Origin of the sequence: Chromobacterium sp. IRSSSOUMB001 (assembly GCF_023507765.1) — a bacterium.
Classification (GTDB): Bacteria; Pseudomonadota; Gammaproteobacteria; order Burkholderiales; family Chromobacteriaceae; genus Chromobacterium; species Chromobacterium haemolyticum.
On record NZ_JALCYU010000007.1, the window covers coordinates 82,354 to 100,774 of the forward strand.

Here is an 18,421-nt window from a genome sequence, read left to right on the forward strand (position 1 = left end):
CCGCTGCGCTCAGGCGCGCGGCTTTCTGAAACTATCCAGCACCATCAGGGCGGCTCCCACGCAAATGAAGGAGTCCGCCAGATTGAAGGCCGGGTACGACCAGCTGCTGTAGTAATGCACCTGGATGAAATCGATCACATGGCCGTGGACGATGCGGTCGATCACATTGCCAAGCGCGCCGCCCATGATGAAAGCCGCGGCCAGATTCATCAGCCCGCTAAAGCGGTTCTTGAAGATATTCCAGCCCAGCCAGCCGGACACGGCGAAAGCCAGGCCCGAGAACAGATACTTCTGCCAGCCGCCGGCGTCGTGCAGAAAGCTGAACGCCGCGCCCGGATTGTACAGCAAGGTAAAACCGAAAAAGCCGGGAATGACTTCCCGGACTTCGCCGTACTGGTAATTGCCGTTGAAATAGATCTTGGACAATTGATCCAGCAACACGATTACCGCCGCCAGCGCAAACCACTTCGGCCATTGTTTGGCCTTGGGCATAGTCATTGCAGATTCCATCAGACCTTTCCACGACGCGAAGCGGAACTCCGCGCACTCTATATCAAAGCGCCGGAAGTCGGGAATGCTGAGCGCTCCCATCCTTCCGGCCCGGCCGTGCCGCCGCGTCGTCAACGCGGATCAGGCGAAGCGGCGCGTCTCGCCCTTGCCGTCGATATTGTCCACGCAACGACCGCACACCGCGCCGTGGCCGGCATGGCTGCCGACGTCTGCGCGGTAGTGCCAGCAACGCTCGCACTTCTGCTGCGTCGACGACGCCACGCTGACGCGGGTTTGCTCGCCTTGCTTGACGCTGGCTTTAGAGACAATCAGCACGAACTTGAGTTCATCGCCCAAGGCGTTCAGCCACTGCAACAGCTCGCCGTCGGCTTCGATCTCGATCTCCGCCTGCAACGAGGAGCCCAGCTGATCGGCGCTGCGCAGCGCTTCGATCTGCTTGTTGACCTGAGCGCGCAGTTCGCGAATGGCCAGCCACTTGGCGGACAAGGCCGCTTCGCGCTCGGCGGACTGGGCCGGGAATTCATGCCAGACGTGATACAGCGGCGACTCTTCCTCGCTGTCCACCAGCACGTTCCACGCCTCGTCGGCGGTGAAGCACAGGATGGGCGCCACCAGCAGCAGCAAGCTGCGGGTGATGTGGTACAGCGCGGTCTGGGCGCTGCGGCGCGCATGGCTGTCCGCCTTGGTGGTGTACAAACGGTCCTTGATCACATCCAGATAGAAGGCGCCCAGATCCTCGGAGCAATAGCCCACCACTTCCTGCACCACATGGTGGAAGGCATAGCGCGAGTACAGTTCACCCGCCGCCTTCTCCTGCACTTCACGGGCGCGCAGCAACGCGTACTGGTCCAGTTCCACCATATTGGCCAGCGGAACGGCGTGTTCAAGCGGGTCGAAATCCGACAGATTGGACAGCAGGAAGCGTATGGTATTGCGCAGACGGCGATAGCTTTCCGTTGTGCGCTTCAAGATTTCCTGCGACAGCGACATATCGCCGGAGTAGTCAGCGCTGGCCACCCACAGACGCAGGATGTCGGCGCCCAAGGTGCCGCAGATCTCTTCCGGCGCAATGCCGTTGCCGCGCGACTTGGACATCTTGTAGCCCTTGTCGTCCACGGTGAAGCCGTGGGTCAAGAGCTGCTTGTACGGCGCGCGGCCTATGGTGGCGCAACCGGTTTTCAGCGAGGACTGGAACCAGCCGCGATGCTGGTCCGAGCCTTCCAGGTACAGGTCCGCCGGCCAGGCCAGCTCCGGGCGCTGCTTCAGCACCGCGAAGTGGGTGGAGCCGGAATCGAACCACACATCCAGAGTGTCGGAGAGCTTGCGGTATTGCTCGGCTTCTTCGCCCAGCAACTCCTTGGCGTCCAGGCTGAACCAGGCTTCGATGCCCTGCTGTTCAATGCGCAGCGCCACTTCTTCCAGCAGTTGGACGGAACGCGGATGCAGCTCGCCCGACTCCTTGTGGATGAAGAAAGTCATCGGCACGCCCCAGTTTCGCTGGCGCGACACGCACCAGTCGGGGCTGTTCTTGATCATCGCGTCCAAACGCGCGCGGCCCCAGGCCGGGAAGAACTCGGTGGCATCGACGGCGCGCTGGCTGATCTCGCGCAGCGTCTCGCCGCCATTAGCCTGGCGGTCCATGCTGATGAACCACTGCGGCGTGGCACGGAAGATGATCGGCGTCTTGTGGCGCCAGCAATGCGGATAGCTATGCTCCAGCTTGGCCTTGTGCACCAGCGTGCCGCGCTCTTCCAGGGTTTCGATCACGCGCGGGTTGGCGTCCCATACCAGCATGCCGGCGAACAGTTCGGTGGTGCTCTTGTAGCGCCCGTCGTCGGCCACCGGGTTGGCCACCGGCAGTTTGTACTGCAAGCCGGCCTGGAAGTCTTCCAGACCATGGGCCGGCGCGGTGTGCACCAAGCCGGTACCCGCGTCGGTGGTCACGTGGTCGCCCAGAATCACCGGCACCTGGCGGTCGTAGAACGGATGGCTCAACTGAATCCGCTCCAGCGCCTCGCCCTTGGCTTCGCCCAGCACGCGGAACTCTTCGATGCCATAGCGCTTCATCGCCGACTCGACCAGATCCTTGCCCAGGATCAGCTTGCCCTTGGGGGTGTCGATCAACTGATAATCCAGATTGGCGCCGGCGGCGACGGCCTGGTTGGCCGGCAGCGTCCACGGCGTGGTGGTCCAGATTACGGCCATCGCGCCGGAAGCGTCAGCATCGAAGGCGGCCGAAGCCTTGTCGGCGTCAAGCACCTTGAAGCCGACATCGATCGCCGGCGACACTTTGTCTTCGTATTCCACTTCGGCCTCGGCCAGCGACGAGCCGCATTCGATGCACCAGTGCACCGGCTTCTCGCCCTTGCTCAGATAGCCGTTCTCGAAGATCTTGCCGAGGGTCCGCACGATATCGGCCTCGGTCTTGAAATCCATGGTCAGATAGGGATTGTCCCAATCGCCCAGCACGCCAAGGCGAATGAAGCCCTTCTTCTGGCGCGCCACCTGCTCTTTCGCGTATTCGCGACACAGTTCGCGAAACTTGGCGGCGGGAATGTCCTTGCCGTGCAGCTTCTCCACCATCAGTTCGATGGGCAGGCCGTGGCAGTCCCAGCCCGGCACATAAGGGGCGTCGAAACCGGCCAGCGTCTTGGAGCGGACAATGATGTCCTTCAACACCTTGTTGACCGCGTGGCCCAGGTGGATGTCGTTGTTGGCGTACGGAGGACCGTCGTGCAGGATGAACTTGGGACGGCCGGCGGAGAGCTTGCGCAGCTTGTCGTAGCGCTTCTCTTCCTGCCAGCGCTTGACCCAGGCCGGTTCGCGTTTGGCCAGATCCCCGCGCATGGCGAAGGGTGTATCCAGCAGGTTTACGGTTTTACGATAATCGATGCTCATGCCTGCTCTCGCTGCAAACTTGTCAAATAGGTCTTGGCGCTGCCCGCGTCTTTTTCAATCTGAGCGATCAGCGCCGATAAATCATCATACCGCGCCTCGTCGCGCAGTTTCTTCAGGAATCGCACCGTCAGCCGCTGCCCGTAGAGATCGCCAGCGAAATCGAACAGATGCACTTCCAGTTTGTAGTCCGGTGTGTCGCTGACCGTCGGGTTCAAACCCAGGCTGGCCACGCCGCCCAACACGCCGTCGGCGGTTTCCGCCTGCACGACGAATACGCCCTGCAAGGCCGGACGCAAATGCGGCAGATGGATGTTGGCCGTGGGAAAGCCTATGGTGCGGCCCAGCTTCTTGCCATGCACCACACGACCGGAAATCTGATACTCGCGCCCCAGCAGGCTTTCCGCACCGCTCAGGTCGCCTGCGGCCAGCCGCTCTCGCACCAAGGTGCTGGAGGCGCGTTCGCCCATGGCCAACACCGTCGGCATCGCCTCGGTGACGAAATGGGGACAGGAGCTCAGCATCTCAAAATGGCCCTGCCGCTTGGCGCCGAACTGGAAGTCGTCGCCGATCAGCAAATACTTGGTCTGCAGCCCCAGGACCAGAACCTTGTCGATGAAATCCGACGCCGACATGCCGGCGAAGCCGCGGTTGAAGCGATAGACGAACACATAGTCGACCAGGCCCAGCCGCTGCAAAAACGCCAGTTTGTCGCGCAGCGTGGACAAGCGGCCCGGCGGATTGTCGCGCGCGAAGAACTCCCGCGGATGGGGCTCAAAGGTCAACAGGGCCGTCGGCAGGCCTCGGGCGTCGGCTTCCAGCCGCAGACGCTGCAGCATTTTCTGATGGCCAAGGTGCACGCCGTCGAAATTGCCGATGGTCAAGGCGCAGGCTGGCAGCTGATAACGCCGCGGATCTCCAAAAAATACCTGCATGTGCTGGTCTTATTGCGTCCTGAAAACCTTCGATTGTATCTGCCAGCTACGGATAGCGTCCATACATGAAACGCAATTGGGCCGGCAACGACAAACAGAGCCGGCTATCCGCGGTACTATGCAAAAAGCCCCGCAATCTTGCGGGGCTTTTTGAACAGAGCAGCTAATCGAGATTACTTCTTCTCAACCAGGGACTCTTTAACCGCGTCGATGGTCAGCTCAACGCGACGATCAGACTCGATGCATTCCTTGATAGCCAGGTTCTGCTTGGAACCTTTCTTCTGGTATTTCGGGAATTTGGCCTTGCACTCGGCAGTCATCTTGGCTTCGGCGGCGCCGCGACCTACGGAGGTCACTTTGTCGGCCGGAACGCCGGCGGCTACGAAGTAGCCTTTAACTGCGTCGGCGCGCTCTTGCGACAGACGGTTGTTGTAAGCGGCGGAACCCATGAAGTCGGTGTAGCCAGCAACTTCAACGGACTTCAGGTAGCCTTTGCCAGCATTGGCTTTCAGCTTTTCAACCAGCGGGTCCAGTTCGTTCTTGGCGTCAGCGCGCAGCTTGGCCTTGTCGAAGTCGAACAGCACTTTAGCGGACAGGGTGACTTTTTCTTTTTCGGAAACCAGCACCGGCTTCGGAGCTTCTGCTACCGGCTTGGCAGCTTCGCGATCGCCACATTCAACCAGGCCGTCTTTAGCCTTGTCGAAGAAGTTGGTTCTCCAGCACTCGCCATAGTTGTTGCGAGTCACGGATTCGGTGGACTGGTCAACGGCATAGCCAGGTTTAGCAGCAAAAGCGCTAGCGGAAACCAACAGAGCAGCAACCAGGGCGCTCAGTTTCAGCTGTTTAGTCATGTTATTCCCTCTTTAATCTATAAAATGGGTAGCAATGCGGGCTGACGCAAAGACCACACGAACAATTTTACTGCAAACAACAGGGTGATCTGCAAACTGTGTTTATGCAGTTAACCCGCACTATAGAAACGCTGCAACCCCATGTCAACTTAGGACGCCACAGATTGAGAGCAATCCGTTGCAAAAAAACGTCAAAAAAAGCGTTTTTTTGTGGCCTCTGTCTCGCATAAACCACACATTACAGCGATGTGACGCGCCTACGAAACAGTGGCAGCGGATTCAGCACAGTAGCCTGATAGTTTTCGCTAAAAGTATTAAAACTATCCAGCGAAGATTCCAGCGCCTTGCCGTCCTTAATGGCGAATGCATCAAAACCGACTTGCGCCATGGAGTGCAGTAAGTCTTGCCAGACATCCCCAATCGCGCGCAGTTCCCCACGGTAGCCGTAACGCTCACGCAGCAAGCGGGCATGACTGTAGCCGCGGCCATCGGTAAAGGCCGGAAAATCGACGGCGATCAGCTCCAGCTCTGGCAAATCGGCCAGTAGTCGCGCGGGATCCTCGTCCGGCCCTAGCCAGACGCCCACCCGCGCGGCATGGCTGCGCCAGAACGCGCGCCGCTCCAGCCAATCGGATAGCGGCACGATCACATTGCCGCCCGCCGCGGTTTCCGGCAACTGGCCGTTTTCATCCTGGCGCAGCAGATTCCAATCGTCCGGCCGGACTTGTCCCTGTTTAATGATGTTTGGCATATACCCGCTCCTTGAAGGGTTCGATGCCGATGCGGCGCACGGTTTCGATGAAGCGCTCGCCCGGACCGCGTTGTTCCAGGTAGACGCTCATGATGGTGGTGAAAGCCTTGGGCACGTCGGCCTGGGCGAACGAGGGCCCTATCACCTTTCCTATGCTGGTGGCGCTGCCCTGGCTGCCGCCCAGCGTGATCTGGTACCACTCCTCCCCGTTCTTGTCGACGCCGAGGATGCCGATGTTGCCGATGTGGTGATGGCCGCAGGCGTTCATGCAGCCGGAGAAATTGCAGTCAATGTCGCCGAGGTCGTACAGATAGTCCATGTCCTCGAAGGTTTGCTGAATCGCCTCCGCCACCGGGATAGAGCGCGCGTTGGCCAGCGAGCAGAAGTCGCCGCCCGGACAGCAGATGATGTCGGTGAGCAGGCCGATATTGGGGGTGGCGAAGCCGTGCTCGCGCGCCAGCAGCCACAGCGCGTGCAAATCCTTCTCCGGCACGTCCGGCAGCACCAGGTTCTGTTCGTGGGCGACGCGCAGTTCGCCGAAGCCGAAGCGGTCGGCCAAATCCGCCGCAGCGTCCATCTGCTCCGCGCTGATGTCGCCGGGCGGCACGCCGGCGCGCTTCAGCGACAGCACCACCGAGCGATAGCCCGGCCGCTTGTGGGCGCGGGTATTGCGCTCCGCCCAACGGGCGAAGCCTTTGTCCTCTTCGAGCGGAGCTCGCAGTTCGGGGGGATTGGCCGGCAGCGTCTGATACGGCGGGTCAGTGAAGAAGCTAGCGTAATGCGCGACGTCCTCGTCACGCAAGGTGGCAGGGCCGCCCTTGATATGCAGCCATTCGTCCTCGACCTTGGCGGCAAAGCCCTCCACCGTCATCGCCTTGACCAGAATCTTGATGCGCGCCTTGTACTTGTTGTCGCGACGGCCAAAGCGGTTGTAAACCCGCAGCACCGCGTCCAGATAGGTCAGCAGGTGCGGCGTGGGCAAAAAATCCTTGACCACGTCGCCGACGATGGGAGTACGTCCCAGGCCGCCGCCCACCATCACGCGGAAGCCCACTTCTCCGGCCGCGTTGCGCACCACGTGCAGGCCGATGTCGTGCACGCGGGTAGCGGCGCGGTCTTCCACGCTGCCGGACACCGCTATCTTGAATTTGCGCGGCAGGAAGGTGAACTCGGGGTGCAGCGTGCTCCACTGGCGGATGATCTCGCACCAGGGCCGCGGGTCCAGCAGTTCGTCGCCGGCCACGCCGGCGAAGGCGTCGGTGGTGGTGTTGCGCACGCAGTTGCCCGAAGTCTGGATCGCATGCATTTCCACCGTGGACAGCTCCTCCAGGATATCCGGCACCCGCGCCAGTTCCGGCCAGTTGAACTGAATGTTCTGGCGGGTGGTGAAATGGCCATAGCCCTTATCGTAGCGACGGGCGATGTCGGCCAACTTGCGCAGCTGGCCGCTGCGCAGATGGCCGTAGGGAATGGCGACGCGCAGCATCGGCGCGTGGCGCTGCACGTACAGGCCGTTCATCAGGCGCAGCGGGCGAAACTCGTCCTCGCTCAGCTCACCGGCCAGATAGCGCCGGGTCTGATCGCGGAACTGGACCACGCGCTCGCGGACGATGCGGTGATCGACTTCATCATATTGATACATGGTGCTCTTTCAGACGGCGCTATGCCGGACGTTTCAACGGGCTGGCCTTGACGTGCAGGCCGCACTCCTTGGAATCGGGGTTTTCCCACCACCAGCGTCCAGCTCGGACATCCTCCCCCACCGAAATGGCCCGGGTACAGGGCGCGCAGCCGATGGAAGGATAATGGCGGTCATGCAGGGCGTTGTAGGGCACTTCGTGCGCGCGCAGGTAGTCCCAGACATCACGCTCGCTCCAGTCCAGCAGCGGGCTGAATTTTTGCAGGCCGTTGTCGGCGTCGTATTCGCTGACCTGCAGGTCCTGACGCGTCGGCGACTGTTCGCGCCGCAACCCCGTGATCCAGGCGGACCGCCCGGCCAGCGCGCGCCGCAGCGGCTCCAGCTTGCGTACCTGGCAACAGGACTTGCGCGCGTCCACGCTGCGGTAAAAGCCGTTGATGCCATGGAGACCGACGTACTGCTCCACCGCGGCGGCCTGAGGGAAATACACGGCAACTGGGTGGCTGGGGTAGCGCTCTTCCACCCGTTGCATCAGATCGTAGGTTTCCGCCGGCAGGCGGCCGGTGTCCAGGCTAAAGGCCGCTATGCCCAGACCCAGACGGGCGATCAGATCGGTCAGCACCATGTCCTCCGCGCCGTAGCTGTTGGCCAGCACGGCGTCCGGATGCGCGGCGGCGATCGTCCTGAGGCAGGCGACGGTGGCGTCCAGTTTTGCTTCCAGGCTCATCAGAGACTCCAGGCAGGAAATTTCATGACAATCCTACCCAAGCCGCTTATAAACTGAAAAGAATATTGTGTTAGTATTTAATTACTACAGGTTTTATAGAGGATGGCGTCGCATGAAGCTGCAACAACTGCGTTACTTGGTGGAGGTGGCCAAGCAAGGGCTGAACGTCTCGGAAGCCGCGGAAAAACTGCACACCTCGCAGCCGGGCATTTCCAAGCAGATCCGGCTGCTGGAGGATGAGTTGGGCATCCAGGTCTTCATCCGCAACGGCAAGCGGGTGGTTTCAGTGTCCGAGCCGGGCAAAGAGGTGCTGCGCATCTCGGAGCGCATTCTGCGCGAAGCGCAGAATCTGAAACGGGTGGGCGACGAATTCTCCAAAGAGGCGGAAGGCGCGCTGACCATCGCCACCACGCACACCCAAGCACGCTACGCGCTGCCGCCGGCCATCGCCGAATTCGTTCGACGTTACCCCAAAGTGAGGCTGTCGATCAAGCAGGGGAGCCCCACCCAGATCTGCGAAATGGTGGTGTCCGGCGAAGCCGACCTCGCCATCGCCACCGAAGGCATCGCTTTGTACAAAGAATTGGCGATGCTGCCCTGCTACGAATGGAACCGTTCCATCGTGGTGCAGGAAGGACATGAGCTGACAAAGTTGGATCGCCCGTTGACGCTGGCGGACATCGCCCGCTACCCCATCGTCACCTACGACTTCGCCTTCGCCGGCCGCTCCAAGATCAACAAAGCTTTCGCCGACCAGGGCCTGGCGCCCAACGTGGTGCTGACCGCGATCGACACCGACGTGATCAAGACCTATGTCGGCCTGGGACTGGGCATAGGCATCATCGCCAGCATGGCTTACGAACCGGAGCGCGACGTCAATCTGCAATTGCTGGACGCCAGCCATCTGTTCGAACCGTCCACGACCAAGATCGGCATCCGCAAGGACGCCTATCTGCGCGGCTTCGCCTACACCTTTATCGAGCTGTTCGCGCCGCATTTGCACCGACGCGAAGTCGAAGCCGCTCTGCTGGCCCGGGACCCGGACAGCGAGGATTGAAGCCTCCGTGGCCCGACAAAGCAAAACGCCCCGATATCGGGGCGTTTTCACGTGCGGGCGCGAAGAATTCAGAGCGTCAGGCCGCCAGTCACTTCAATGGCCGCGCCGTTGATGTAGCTGGCTTCGTCGGACGCCAGGAAGGCGTAGACGTTGGCGATCTCGGTCGGATCGGCCATGCGCCGCATCGGCACTTTGTCCTCCATCGCCTGAATCACCTTCTCCGGCATCGATTGCAGGATGGGGGTGGCAACGAAGCCCGGGCACACCGCGTTGGCGCGAATGCCTTTTTTGCCCAATTCCTTGGCCCAGGTTTTGACGAAGCCAATAACGCCGAACTTGGACGCAGCGTAGTTGGTCTGGCCGAAGTTGCCGTAGACGCCCACCACCGAGGACGCGTTCAGAATCACGCCGCCGCCCTGCTCCACCATGGTGTCGATCACCGCACGGGCACAGTTGTAAACGCCTTTCAGATTGATGTCGATCACCTTGTCGAACTGGTCTTCGGTCATCTTCATCAGTTGAGCGTCCATGACGATGCCGGCGTTGTTGACCAGAACGTCGATGCGGCCGCGGCGGTTTTTCAGATCAGCAACCATGTCCGCGATCTGACCCTTATTCGTCACATCCACCTTGTAGCCGATGGCTTCGCCGCCGGCCTGCTGCAACTCCTGTACCACCGCGTTCACCGCGTCCAGATTGAGGTCGCAAACGGCGACGACCGCGCCTTCTTTAACGAATTTCTCGGCTGTCGCCTTGCCGATGCCGCTGGCGGCGCCGGTGATGATGGAGACTTTACCTTTCAAGCGCATGGATTTTCCTTACTGACTTTGTAGATGACAGGCAATCCGCCCAGAGGCCGGACTCACAACTCCACCATCGACCACCTATGGCCAAACACCTGTTTTTATTGGTTATTTTTTAAAGCAAAAAGAAAAGCGGAAGTTTGTGCGCCGCAGCCATTGCAGTGCACAAGACGCACTGCAATATAGCGCACTCACTCCCGCCGGTAAAGCAACTGCTCTACAGGTCAGTTACCAAGTGTAACCGACCATAAGCAGCAACTTACTCCAGGCCTTTGCTGGCCAAGTAGTCTTCGTAATTGCCGGTGTAGTAGTCGTACCCGCCCTTGCCGTCCAGCTCCAACACATGCGTCGCCAGCGAGCTGACGAACTGACGGTCGTGGGAAACGAAGATCAAGGTGCCCTTGTACTTCTCCAGCGCCATGTTCAGGGATTCGATCGACTCCATGTCCATATGGTTGGTCGGCTCATCCATAATCATCACATTCGGCTTTTGCAGGATCAGCTTGCCGTACAGCATGCGGCCCTTCTCGCCGCCGGACAGCACGCGAACCGGCTTGCCCACCTCGTCGCCGCCAAACAACAGACGGCCCAGCGTGCCGCGGATCACCTGCTCGTCGTCGCCCTCCTGGCCCCATTCGCGCATCCACTCGGTCAGCGTCATGTCGCTGTCGAAATCGGCCTCGTGGTCCTGTGCGAAATAGCCCACCTGAGCTTTCTCCGCCCATTTGATCGAGCCGTGGTCAGCGCTCAGGCCTTCGGCGAACTGCGCGTCAAAGGCGCCGGCCAGCAATTTGACCAGCGAGGTCTTGCCCGCGCCGTTAGGGCCGATAATGGCCAAGCGGGCCCCTGCCTCGAGGATCAGGCTCAAATCCTTGAACAGGACTTTGGTATCGTAAGCCTTATTGAGGTGATCCACCTCCACTGCCTGACGGTGCAGTTTGAACTTGTCGTCCATTTCAAAACGAATGAACGGGTTTTGACGACTGGACGGCTTCACTTCCACCATTTCGGACTTCAGCTTGTCCACCTGCTTCAATCGGCTAGTCGCCTGGCGCGCCTTGGACTTGTTGGCGGAGAAGCGGGCCACGAACTCCTGCAGTTCCTGGATACGTTCCTTGGCCTTGCTGTTGGACGACAACTGGCGTTCACGCGCCTGGGCCGACGCGATCATGTAGTCGTCGTAATTGCCCGGGTAGATGCGAATGGTGTTGTAGTCCAAATCCGCCATATGGGTGCACACCGAATTCAGGAAGTGACGGTCGTGCGAAATGATGATCATGGTGGAGTTGCGCTCGTTGAGCACGTTTTCCAACCAGCGGATGGTGTTGATGTCCAGGTTGTTGGTGGGTTCGTCCAGCAACAGGATGTCTGGATTGGAGAACAGAGCCTGAGCCAGCAAAACACGCAATTTCCAGCCCGGCGCCACTTCGCTCATCGGGCCGGCGTGCTGTTCCACCGGAATGCCCACGCCCATCAGCAGTTCGCCGGCGCGCGCCTCGGCGGTGTAGCCGTCGTATTCGGCGAACTTGGCTTCCAGTTCGGCCGCGTGCATGTAATCGTCTTCGCTGGCTTCCGGGTTGGCATAGATGGCGTCGCGTTCGCTCATCGCCGCCCACATTTCGGAGTGCCCCATCATCACCACGTCGATGACGCGCTGATCTTCATAGGCGAACTGATCCTGGCGCAGCTTACCCAGGCGCAGGCCGTTCTCAATGGCCACCTCGCCGCTGGTCTGCTCCAGGTCGCCACCCAGAATCTTCATAAAAGTGGATTTGCCGGAACCGTTGGCGCCGATCAGGCCATAACGGTTGCCTTCGCCAAATTTGACGGAAACCTTTTCGAACAAAGGTTTGACGCCAAACTGCATGGTAATATTGCTTGTGGTAATCACGCTTAGGGATCCTTCAGCCAAATAGCCGTAAGTATCGGAAAAACGTGGGATTCTAGCACAGTGCAGGCGTTTTCCCGAACCGTCCGTCAAGGAAACGCCGCCTACCTTTTGCCAGCTTCTCGAATTCCGCTACAATCGTAAGCCTTGTTTTCTATTCCCTGAGATAGGCTGAACTATGCTTACCGGCAGCTTGGTCGCCCTGGTCACCCCGATGTCCGCAGACGGCTCGGTCGACTACGAGGCACTGCGACGACTCGTCGATTTCCATATTGAGAATGGCACCGACGGCATTGTCGCGGTTGGCACCACTGGCGAATCCGCCACATTGAACGTGACCGAGCACATCGCCGTGGTCAAGGCGGTTGTCGAATACGCCGCCGGCCGCGTCAAAGTCGTCGCCGGCGCCGGCGGCAACTCCACGGCCGAAGCGATCGAACTGAGCCACTTGTCTCAGGAGGTTGGTGCCGATTACGTGCTGTCGGTTGTACCTTATTACAACAAGCCCACTCAGGAAGGTCTTTACCAGCATTTCAAAGCCATCGCCGACTCCAGCAAGCTTCCGGTCATCCTTTATAACGTGCCCGGCCGCACCGTTGCCGACATGAGCAACGACACCGCGCTGCGCCTGGCCGCCCATCCCAACATCGTCGGCCTGAAAGACGCCACCGGCGACATCGGCCGCGCCTGCGATTTGGTTATGCGCGTTCCGGAAGGATTTACCCTCTACTCCGGAGACGACGCCACCGGCATGGCTTTCATGCTGTGTGGCGGCCACGGCGTGATCTCGGTCACCGCCAACATCGCCCCCAAATTGATGAGCGAGCTTTGCAAAGCCGCCACCGGCGGCAACGCCAAGCTGGCTCGCGAGATCAACGACAAGCTGCAAGGCCTGCACAAGCAACTGTTCATCGAACCCAACCCGATTCCGGCCAAGTGGGCGTTGACGCGGATGAACCGGATTCCCTCCGGCATCCGCCTACCGCTGACCCCGCTCTCCATCGGCGCGCAAGCCTCCGTGGAAGCGGCGATGAAACAAGCCGACATCCTTTAACCTTTCCCCTGCCGAAACGATGGGAGACCGCATGAAACGAACCGCGCCCGCCGCGATTCTGCTGGCAACCGGCATTATCGCCGGTTGCAGCTCGCAACAGCCGCTAACCAAGAAGCTGGACTACCAGTCCGACAAGCCTAAAGCCGTCAACACTCTGGAAGTGCCGCCCGATCTGACCGCGCCGCAAGTCCAGAATAAATACACCATCCCCGGCGCAGCCAGCGCCGCAGCCCAAGGCGCCAAAGCCGACTCTCAGGCCCAACAGCCGGCGGCAGGCAGCTCGGTCGCCCTGAACCGGCTGGACAACGTGAAGATGGAGCGGGCCGGCACCCAACGCTGGCTGGTTGTATCCGGCAAGAGTCCGGAACAGCTATGGCCGGCTTTGAAAGCTTTCTGGCAGGACAACGGCTTCGTCATCAAGAGCGAAGATCCGGCCGTAGGCGTTATGGAAACGGACTGGGCGGAAAACCGCGCCAAGCTGCCCAACGACGGCCTGCGCAAACTGCTTGAAACCGTCGGCCTCGGCAGCGTCTACTCCACCGGTGAACGCGACAAGTTCCGCATTCGTCTGGAAAAGACCGCCAACGGCACCGAAGTCTACTTCTCCCACCGCGGCATGGAAGAAGTCTATGCCGACACGACCAAGACCAACACCATCTGGCAGCCGCGCGCTACCGACCCAGGCCTGGAAGCCGAGTTGCTGGGCCGCTTCATGATGAACTTGGGCATGGCCGAGGACAAAGCTCGCGAACAGGTCAAACAGACGCTGAGCGCGCCGACCAAGCCGCAAACGCCCATCGTCGACGGCCAATTGGTGCTCAGCGATGAGTTCGACCGCGCCTGGCGCCGCGTCGGCTTGGCGCTGGATCGCGTCGGCCTGGTGGTAAGCGACCGAGACCGCTCCCAAGGCGTTTACTTCGTCAAACCGGCCAAGAGCGAAACCGACAAGAACGAATCCGGCGGTTTCTGGTCCAGCCTCGCCTTCTGGAAGAGCGATGACGGCAAGTCCGCCAAGCCCACCGAGCAGGAATACCGCGTGCAAATCAAGGAAACCACGCCGGGCTCCAGCACAGTGTCCATCCAGGACAAACAGGGCAAACCTCTGTCCGACGCATTCAGCAAGGCCGCGCTGTCGAAACTGCAAACCGAGCTGCAATAAGACGCGAAGTCAGCGCGTTCTTACAAAGAAAAAGCCCGCTGCCGCGGGCTTTTTCTTTGTACCTTAATTATCAAACGGCCAATCAATTAATCCGACCATAGATAATCAGACGAAATGTAACACTTTGTAGCGAACAGACAATTGTGTTGTTTTCATGTTGCAACACCCCTTGTTCCATTTGCTACAGATACAAAAAAACCGGCCATAGCCGGTTTTTTTGTCGCAGGCCAAGAATTACTTGGCAGCGGAAGCCTCTGCAGCCGGAGCGGAAGCAGCAGCCGGAGCGGAAGCTTCAGCAGCCGGAGCGGATGCCGGAGCGGCAGCCGGAGCGGATGCTTCAACAGCAGGAGCGGAAGCTTCAGCCGGAGCTTCTGCTTTCTTACCGCAAGCGGACAGGGCTACAGCCAGCAGGGCAGCAACGAGGAGCGACTGTTTCATTTTTTCATTACCTTTGAGGATAAGTTGAACAAGACGTCAGTTATCGCACGGTCTTCGAAATAAGCCGGGCGACTGAAAATCCATCAGTGCGCAAATTGTATCACGAAAAAAAAGGCTGTATAGGGGGCAAAATTCCAAAAAAACACCTTTGCCTATAATCCTCTTCCGCAAAGCAGCATAGCCACAAAAACGGGCGTTTACCCCTGTCGTTGAGGCCAGAATTTGTCGATACCACTTGCGCATCCGAACAATTTCTGTGGTTATTTTGCTACATTCGTCGCCAAATGCCAATAGCCTGCCAGGTATCCCTCGTACAAACATTCCTGCATGCCAGGTCCAAGTGCCGCGCCGGCTATGCGCCTGGCATTGGCGAAGGCGCGCCAGGCCGCGAAATCCCTCTCATCCGCCTCCAGTCTCTCGCCATTGCAATAGAAACTGTCGCCACAGAACAGAATCTGACTCTTGCGATCCAGCTCCAATCCACGCTCGGCCGCCTCGCCCTCGAACTCTCCTTCGTCCAACTCCTCTTCCGGCGCCTCGTAAAAGACATGCGCCTTGGGTTCGGTCAGATAGTGACCCAAAAAGTCGCCCACCGCGGCCTTGTCCCAACGGATCTGCTCCAGCAGCCGGCTAACCTGCTCCACCATCTCGTCGCTTATTCGCGCCGGATCTTGCTGCAGCGTGAGGTCAGGGTCGGCGTATACGCCTTCCGCGCAAATGCGGTCCTGCAGATGCACCAGGAATTGTGTCGCCAGTTCCTGCGCCGGCGGGGCGCGAAAACCGATCGAATAAGTCATTCCAGGGTCCAACGCCACACCGTGATGCGCGCACTTTGGCGGCAGGTAGAGCATGTCGCCGTGCTCCAACACGAACTCCTGCTCGCAACGGAAATCCTTCAGCACCCGGATCGGCGCATCTTCGATGAAGTCGTCGTCGTGCTGAGTCGAGATCTGCCAACGTTTGCGCCCGCCCACTTGCAGCAGGAACACATCGTAGGCGTCGAAATGCGGACCCACGGTACCGCCCGGCGGCGCGTAGCTGATCATCAAATCGTCCAGCCGCGCGTAGGGAATGAAATTGAAGCGCCACAGTAGCTCGTCGATGTGCGGCAAGTGCTGGTTGACGCCCTGCACCAACAAGGTCCAGTCGGTCTCCGGCAGGCGGCGGAAGCGCGCAGAACGAAACGGCCCGCGCTCTAGGCTCCAGCGTCCGTCGCGGCATTCAATCAAACGCGACTCAGCATCTTCGCGGGTCGCCAACTGCGACAGCACCGAAAAATCCGCCAGCGGCCCCACCTCGGTCAGGGCGCCGCGAATCAGCAAAGGCTTCTTGTGCCAGTACTCGGCGAGGAACTGTTCGGGCGACATCCCGCCCAGCAAAGTTGTTGTGTTCATGGCAGTTTCACGGGCTGAAACGCCCGGCAATGGTTTACAATATGGGATGCGCGCAATGGCGGCGCATCTGAAAATCGTTTTCGATGGCCGGCTTGCGCCGCCATCTGCTTTATTGACCTTCCTTCACGGATCCGCACTCATGCAAATCTCCAAAAACACCGTCGTTACCCTCCACTACGAGATGTTCGACGCTGACAACAACCTCCTCGACAAAACCGAAGAGCCGATCAGCTATCTGCATGGCGGCTACGACGGCATCTTCCCGCTGGTGGAAGAAGCTTTGGAAGGCAAGGCCGTTGGCGATTCCATCGACGTCAAGATGACGCCGGACGACGCTTTCGGCGACCCGGAAGAAGAACTGATCCGCCTGGAAGACCTGGACGTGTTCCCGGCTGACGTCGAAGTCGGCATGATGTTCGAAGCCGACGATCCGGAAACCGGCGACGTGCTGCTGTTCCGCGTCACCGACATCGCCGACGGCAAGGCAGTTGTCGACGCCAATCACCCGCTGGCCGGTCAAAGCATCCGCTTCGCCGCCAAGGTAGTGGAAATCCGCGCCGCCAGCGCCGATGAAATCAGCCACGGCCACGCCCACGGCGAGCACGGCCACCATCATTGATCAGGCAGCCAGTCAAGCCGGCATTGTAATACTTTTGCCGGTTCGCCGGCCTGATTTCGACAAAGGCGGCCCATTGGGCCGCCTTTGTCATCCTGCGCGCGGAATCCGCCTCGCTATCTCTAACGAGCGCGCCTCCAGCGCCGGCAGCCAGCAACAAGCACCAGCGCGCACACCACCAGCCTCAAGCCGTACTCCTCATGGCTGCCGGGCTTGTACAACAACCACAGCAACTGCAGCACCAGAGCAGGCAGCATCAACGATTGCAGCCGCGCGCTCAAACCCGCCGCCCCCCCATGGGGCCAGGCCCAGCGACAGGCGCCCCACATCGCCGCCCAACCCAGCAAGGCGCCCACGACCACGTCCAACGGCCAATGCACGCCTATCGCCAACCGCGACAACATCACCAGCACCACCGCGACCGTGAGCAGCGCTCCGCGGCGCAGCATGCCGGAATAGTAAAGAAAGCTCGCCAGCGTGGCGGAAGCCATCGCGTGGCCGGAAGGAAAGGAGCCGTTGCCGGGCAAGTCGTCCAGCAGCCGCACCGATCCCGGCGGCAACACCAGCGGCGGCCGCGGCTCGGCGAACCCCGCCTTGAGCGCGATGGCCAGAAACACGCCCGTCCCGCAGCCGACCAGCAAGGCAGGCAGCTTGTCCGGCCGCCGCCAGCTCAAGGCCAGCAGCAGGACCAGCACCGTGGGCCAGTCTCCCAACACGCTCAGCATGCGCCAGAACGCGCCGGGCGCGATGCGGCCGGCTTCGTGCAAGATCAGGAAAAGTTCGCGGTTGGAGGCGGGCGACAGCGCCAGCAGAATAGCCAGCGGCGACAACAACAACGCCGGCCACAGCCGGCGCAAACAGGACCACTTAAACCACATCAGTCAGCTTTCATCGTTGCAAGGGTGATTCGATCCAGACCCGCCAGATCGACAATGGTTTCCGCTTGCAGCAAACCCGCTTCGGTGAAAAGCCGGCGCACCGCCTCGCCCTGATCGTAGCCGTGCTCGACAATCAGCCAGCCGCCGGGCGCCAGCCGACTCGGCGCGTCGGCGGCGATGGCGCGCAGACAGGCCAGGCCGTCGGCCTCGTCGGTCAAGGCCATCCGGGGCTCGAAACGCACGTCCCCCTGCCCCAGATGCTCGTCGTCGCGCCGGATATAGGGCGGATTGGACACGATGAGATCAAACACCGCGTCCGCCGGCAGCGCCTGATACCAACTGCCCTGATAAAAATCGACGCGCGCGCCCAGACGCTCGGCGTTGCCGCGCGCGACGGCCAGCGCCTCGGGCGACAGGTCGACAGCGCTCACCCGCCAAGCCGGCGCTTCCAGCGCCAAAGTCGCGGCGATGGCCCCACTGCCGGTGCCCAGGTCCACCACGCGGGCGGCGCCTCGGCCGGTCCGTTCCAACGCAGCCTCGATCAAATGCTCGGTTTCCGGCCTGGGGATCAGCACCTGCGGCCCCACGGAGAAATCGCGGCCGTAGAACTCGCGCCGGCCGATCAGATAAGCCACCGGCTCGCCTGCGGCGCGGCGCGCCCCCAGCGCGCGGAAACACGCTTCCTGTTCCGCGCTCAGTTCCTGCTCCGGATAAGCGGCGATGCGGGCGTGGCTCAGTTCCGGCGCCGCCTGCTGCAACAGCATGCGGGCCTCCAGACGGGGCAAGGGGTATAGGCGCAGCGCCTCGGCTATCGTCAACATGGTCG

At 60.6% G+C, this 18,421-nt stretch carries 16 protein-coding genes; 4 read left to right on the forward strand and 12 right to left on the reverse strand.

Annotated features, from left to right (window positions below; all coding sequences use genetic code 11):
* Positions 1 to 9: 9 nt before the first annotated feature.
* The 7 genes from lspA to MOV80_RS11225 form a co-directional block, all read right to left on the reverse strand.
* Positions 10 to 492, reverse strand: coding sequence for a signal peptidase II (gene lspA / locus MOV80_RS11195; RefSeq protein ID WP_019102641.1), 483 nt, complete (start codon positions 490 to 492; stop codon positions 10 to 12).
* Between the two features lie 138 nt (positions 493 to 630).
* The gene (gene ileS / locus MOV80_RS11200) at positions 631 to 3,408 is read right to left on the reverse strand and encodes an isoleucine--tRNA ligase (protein WP_019102642.1); all 2,778 of its coding nucleotides are present in this window, start codon (positions 3,406 to 3,408) and stop codon (positions 631 to 633) included.
* The gene (locus MOV80_RS11205) at positions 3,405 to 4,340 is read right to left on the reverse strand and encodes a bifunctional riboflavin kinase/FAD synthetase (RefSeq protein ID WP_019102643.1); all 936 of its coding nucleotides are present in this window, start codon (positions 4,338 to 4,340) and stop codon (positions 3,405 to 3,407) included. Before MOV80_RS11205 ends, ileS begins: the two co-directional genes overlap by 4 nt.
* Positions 4,341 to 4,513: 173 nt before the next feature.
* On the reverse strand, positions 4,514 to 5,191 hold the full coding sequence (locus MOV80_RS11210) for an OmpA family protein (RefSeq protein WP_019102644.1): 678 nt from the start codon (positions 5,189 to 5,191) through the stop codon (positions 4,514 to 4,516).
* 238 nt (positions 5,192 to 5,429) lie between these two features.
* Entirely contained in the window at positions 5,430 to 5,942 is a 513-nt protein-coding gene (locus MOV80_RS11215; protein WP_118268177.1) for a DUF934 domain-containing protein, read from the reverse strand.
* A complete protein-coding gene (locus tag MOV80_RS11220; RefSeq protein ID WP_118268178.1) occupies positions 5,926 to 7,584 on the reverse strand; it encodes a nitrite/sulfite reductase in 1,659 nt (552 codons plus the stop codon). The genes MOV80_RS11215 and MOV80_RS11220 overlap by 17 nt, the downstream gene beginning before the upstream one ends.
* Positions 7,585 to 7,603: 19 nt before the next feature.
* On the reverse strand, positions 7,604 to 8,308 hold the full coding sequence (locus MOV80_RS11225; protein WP_118268179.1) for a phosphoadenylyl-sulfate reductase: 705 nt from the start codon (positions 8,306 to 8,308) through the stop codon (positions 7,604 to 7,606).
* A 112-nt stretch (positions 8,309 to 8,420) separates the two neighbouring features.
* Here MOV80_RS11225 and cysB point away from each other — a divergent pair, with 112 nt between their 5' ends.
* Positions 8,421 to 9,365, forward strand: coding sequence for an HTH-type transcriptional regulator CysB (cysB, locus tag MOV80_RS11230; RefSeq protein ID WP_019102648.1), 945 nt, complete (start codon positions 8,421 to 8,423; stop codon positions 9,363 to 9,365).
* A 68-nt stretch (positions 9,366 to 9,433) separates the two neighbouring features.
* Here cysB and fabG read toward each other — a convergent pair whose 3' ends face one another.
* Both fabG and MOV80_RS11240 read right to left on the reverse strand, forming a co-directional pair.
* Positions 9,434 to 10,174 carry a 3-oxoacyl-ACP reductase FabG gene (gene fabG, locus MOV80_RS11235; RefSeq protein WP_019102649.1) on the reverse strand — a complete coding sequence of 247 codons (741 nt, stop codon included), beginning with the start codon at positions 10,172 to 10,174 and terminating at the stop codon, positions 9,434 to 9,436.
* A gap of 253 nt (positions 10,175 to 10,427) precedes the next feature.
* Complete coding sequence (locus MOV80_RS11240; protein WP_039755612.1) at positions 10,428 to 12,059, reverse strand: ABC-F family ATPase; 1,632 nt, start codon at positions 12,057 to 12,059, stop codon at positions 10,428 to 10,430.
* A 175-nt stretch (positions 12,060 to 12,234) separates the two neighbouring features.
* On the opposite strand from MOV80_RS11240, the gene dapA reads away from it, so the two are divergent.
* Entirely contained in the window at positions 12,235 to 13,110 is an 876-nt protein-coding gene (gene dapA / locus MOV80_RS11245) for a 4-hydroxy-tetrahydrodipicolinate synthase (RefSeq protein ID WP_081574694.1), read from the forward strand.
* 31 nt (positions 13,111 to 13,141) lie between these two features.
* A complete protein-coding gene (gene bamC / locus MOV80_RS11250; RefSeq protein ID WP_019102652.1) occupies positions 13,142 to 14,269 on the forward strand; it encodes an outer membrane protein assembly factor BamC in 1,128 nt (375 codons plus the stop codon).
* Positions 14,270 to 14,967: 698 nt separating this feature from the next.
* On the opposite strand, the gene MOV80_RS11255 is transcribed toward bamC, so the two are convergent.
* Positions 14,968 to 16,101, reverse strand: coding sequence for a cupin domain-containing protein (locus MOV80_RS11255; RefSeq protein WP_019102653.1), 1,134 nt, complete (start codon positions 16,099 to 16,101; stop codon positions 14,968 to 14,970).
* A gap of 139 nt (positions 16,102 to 16,240) precedes the next feature.
* On the opposite strand from MOV80_RS11255, the gene MOV80_RS11260 reads away from it, so the two are divergent.
* Positions 16,241 to 16,720 (forward strand): peptidylprolyl isomerase, encoded by a 480-nt coding sequence (locus MOV80_RS11260; protein WP_019102654.1) that lies wholly within the window; start codon positions 16,241 to 16,243, stop codon positions 16,718 to 16,720.
* A 119-nt stretch (positions 16,721 to 16,839) separates the two neighbouring features.
* Here the strand turns inward: MOV80_RS11260 and MOV80_RS11265 are convergent, their stop codons facing one another.
* Together MOV80_RS11265 and prmC are read right to left on the reverse strand one after the other, a co-directional pair.
* Positions 16,840 to 17,595, reverse strand: coding sequence for a phosphatase PAP2 family protein (locus MOV80_RS11265; protein ID WP_118268180.1), 756 nt, complete (start codon positions 17,593 to 17,595; stop codon positions 16,840 to 16,842).
* Positions 17,595 to 18,416, reverse strand: a complete 822-nt coding sequence (gene prmC, locus MOV80_RS11270) for a peptide chain release factor N(5)-glutamine methyltransferase (protein WP_174243646.1) — start codon at positions 18,414 to 18,416, stop codon at positions 17,595 to 17,597. Before prmC ends, MOV80_RS11265 begins: the two co-directional genes overlap by 1 nt.
* Between the last annotated feature and the right edge of the window lie 5 nt (positions 18,417 to 18,421).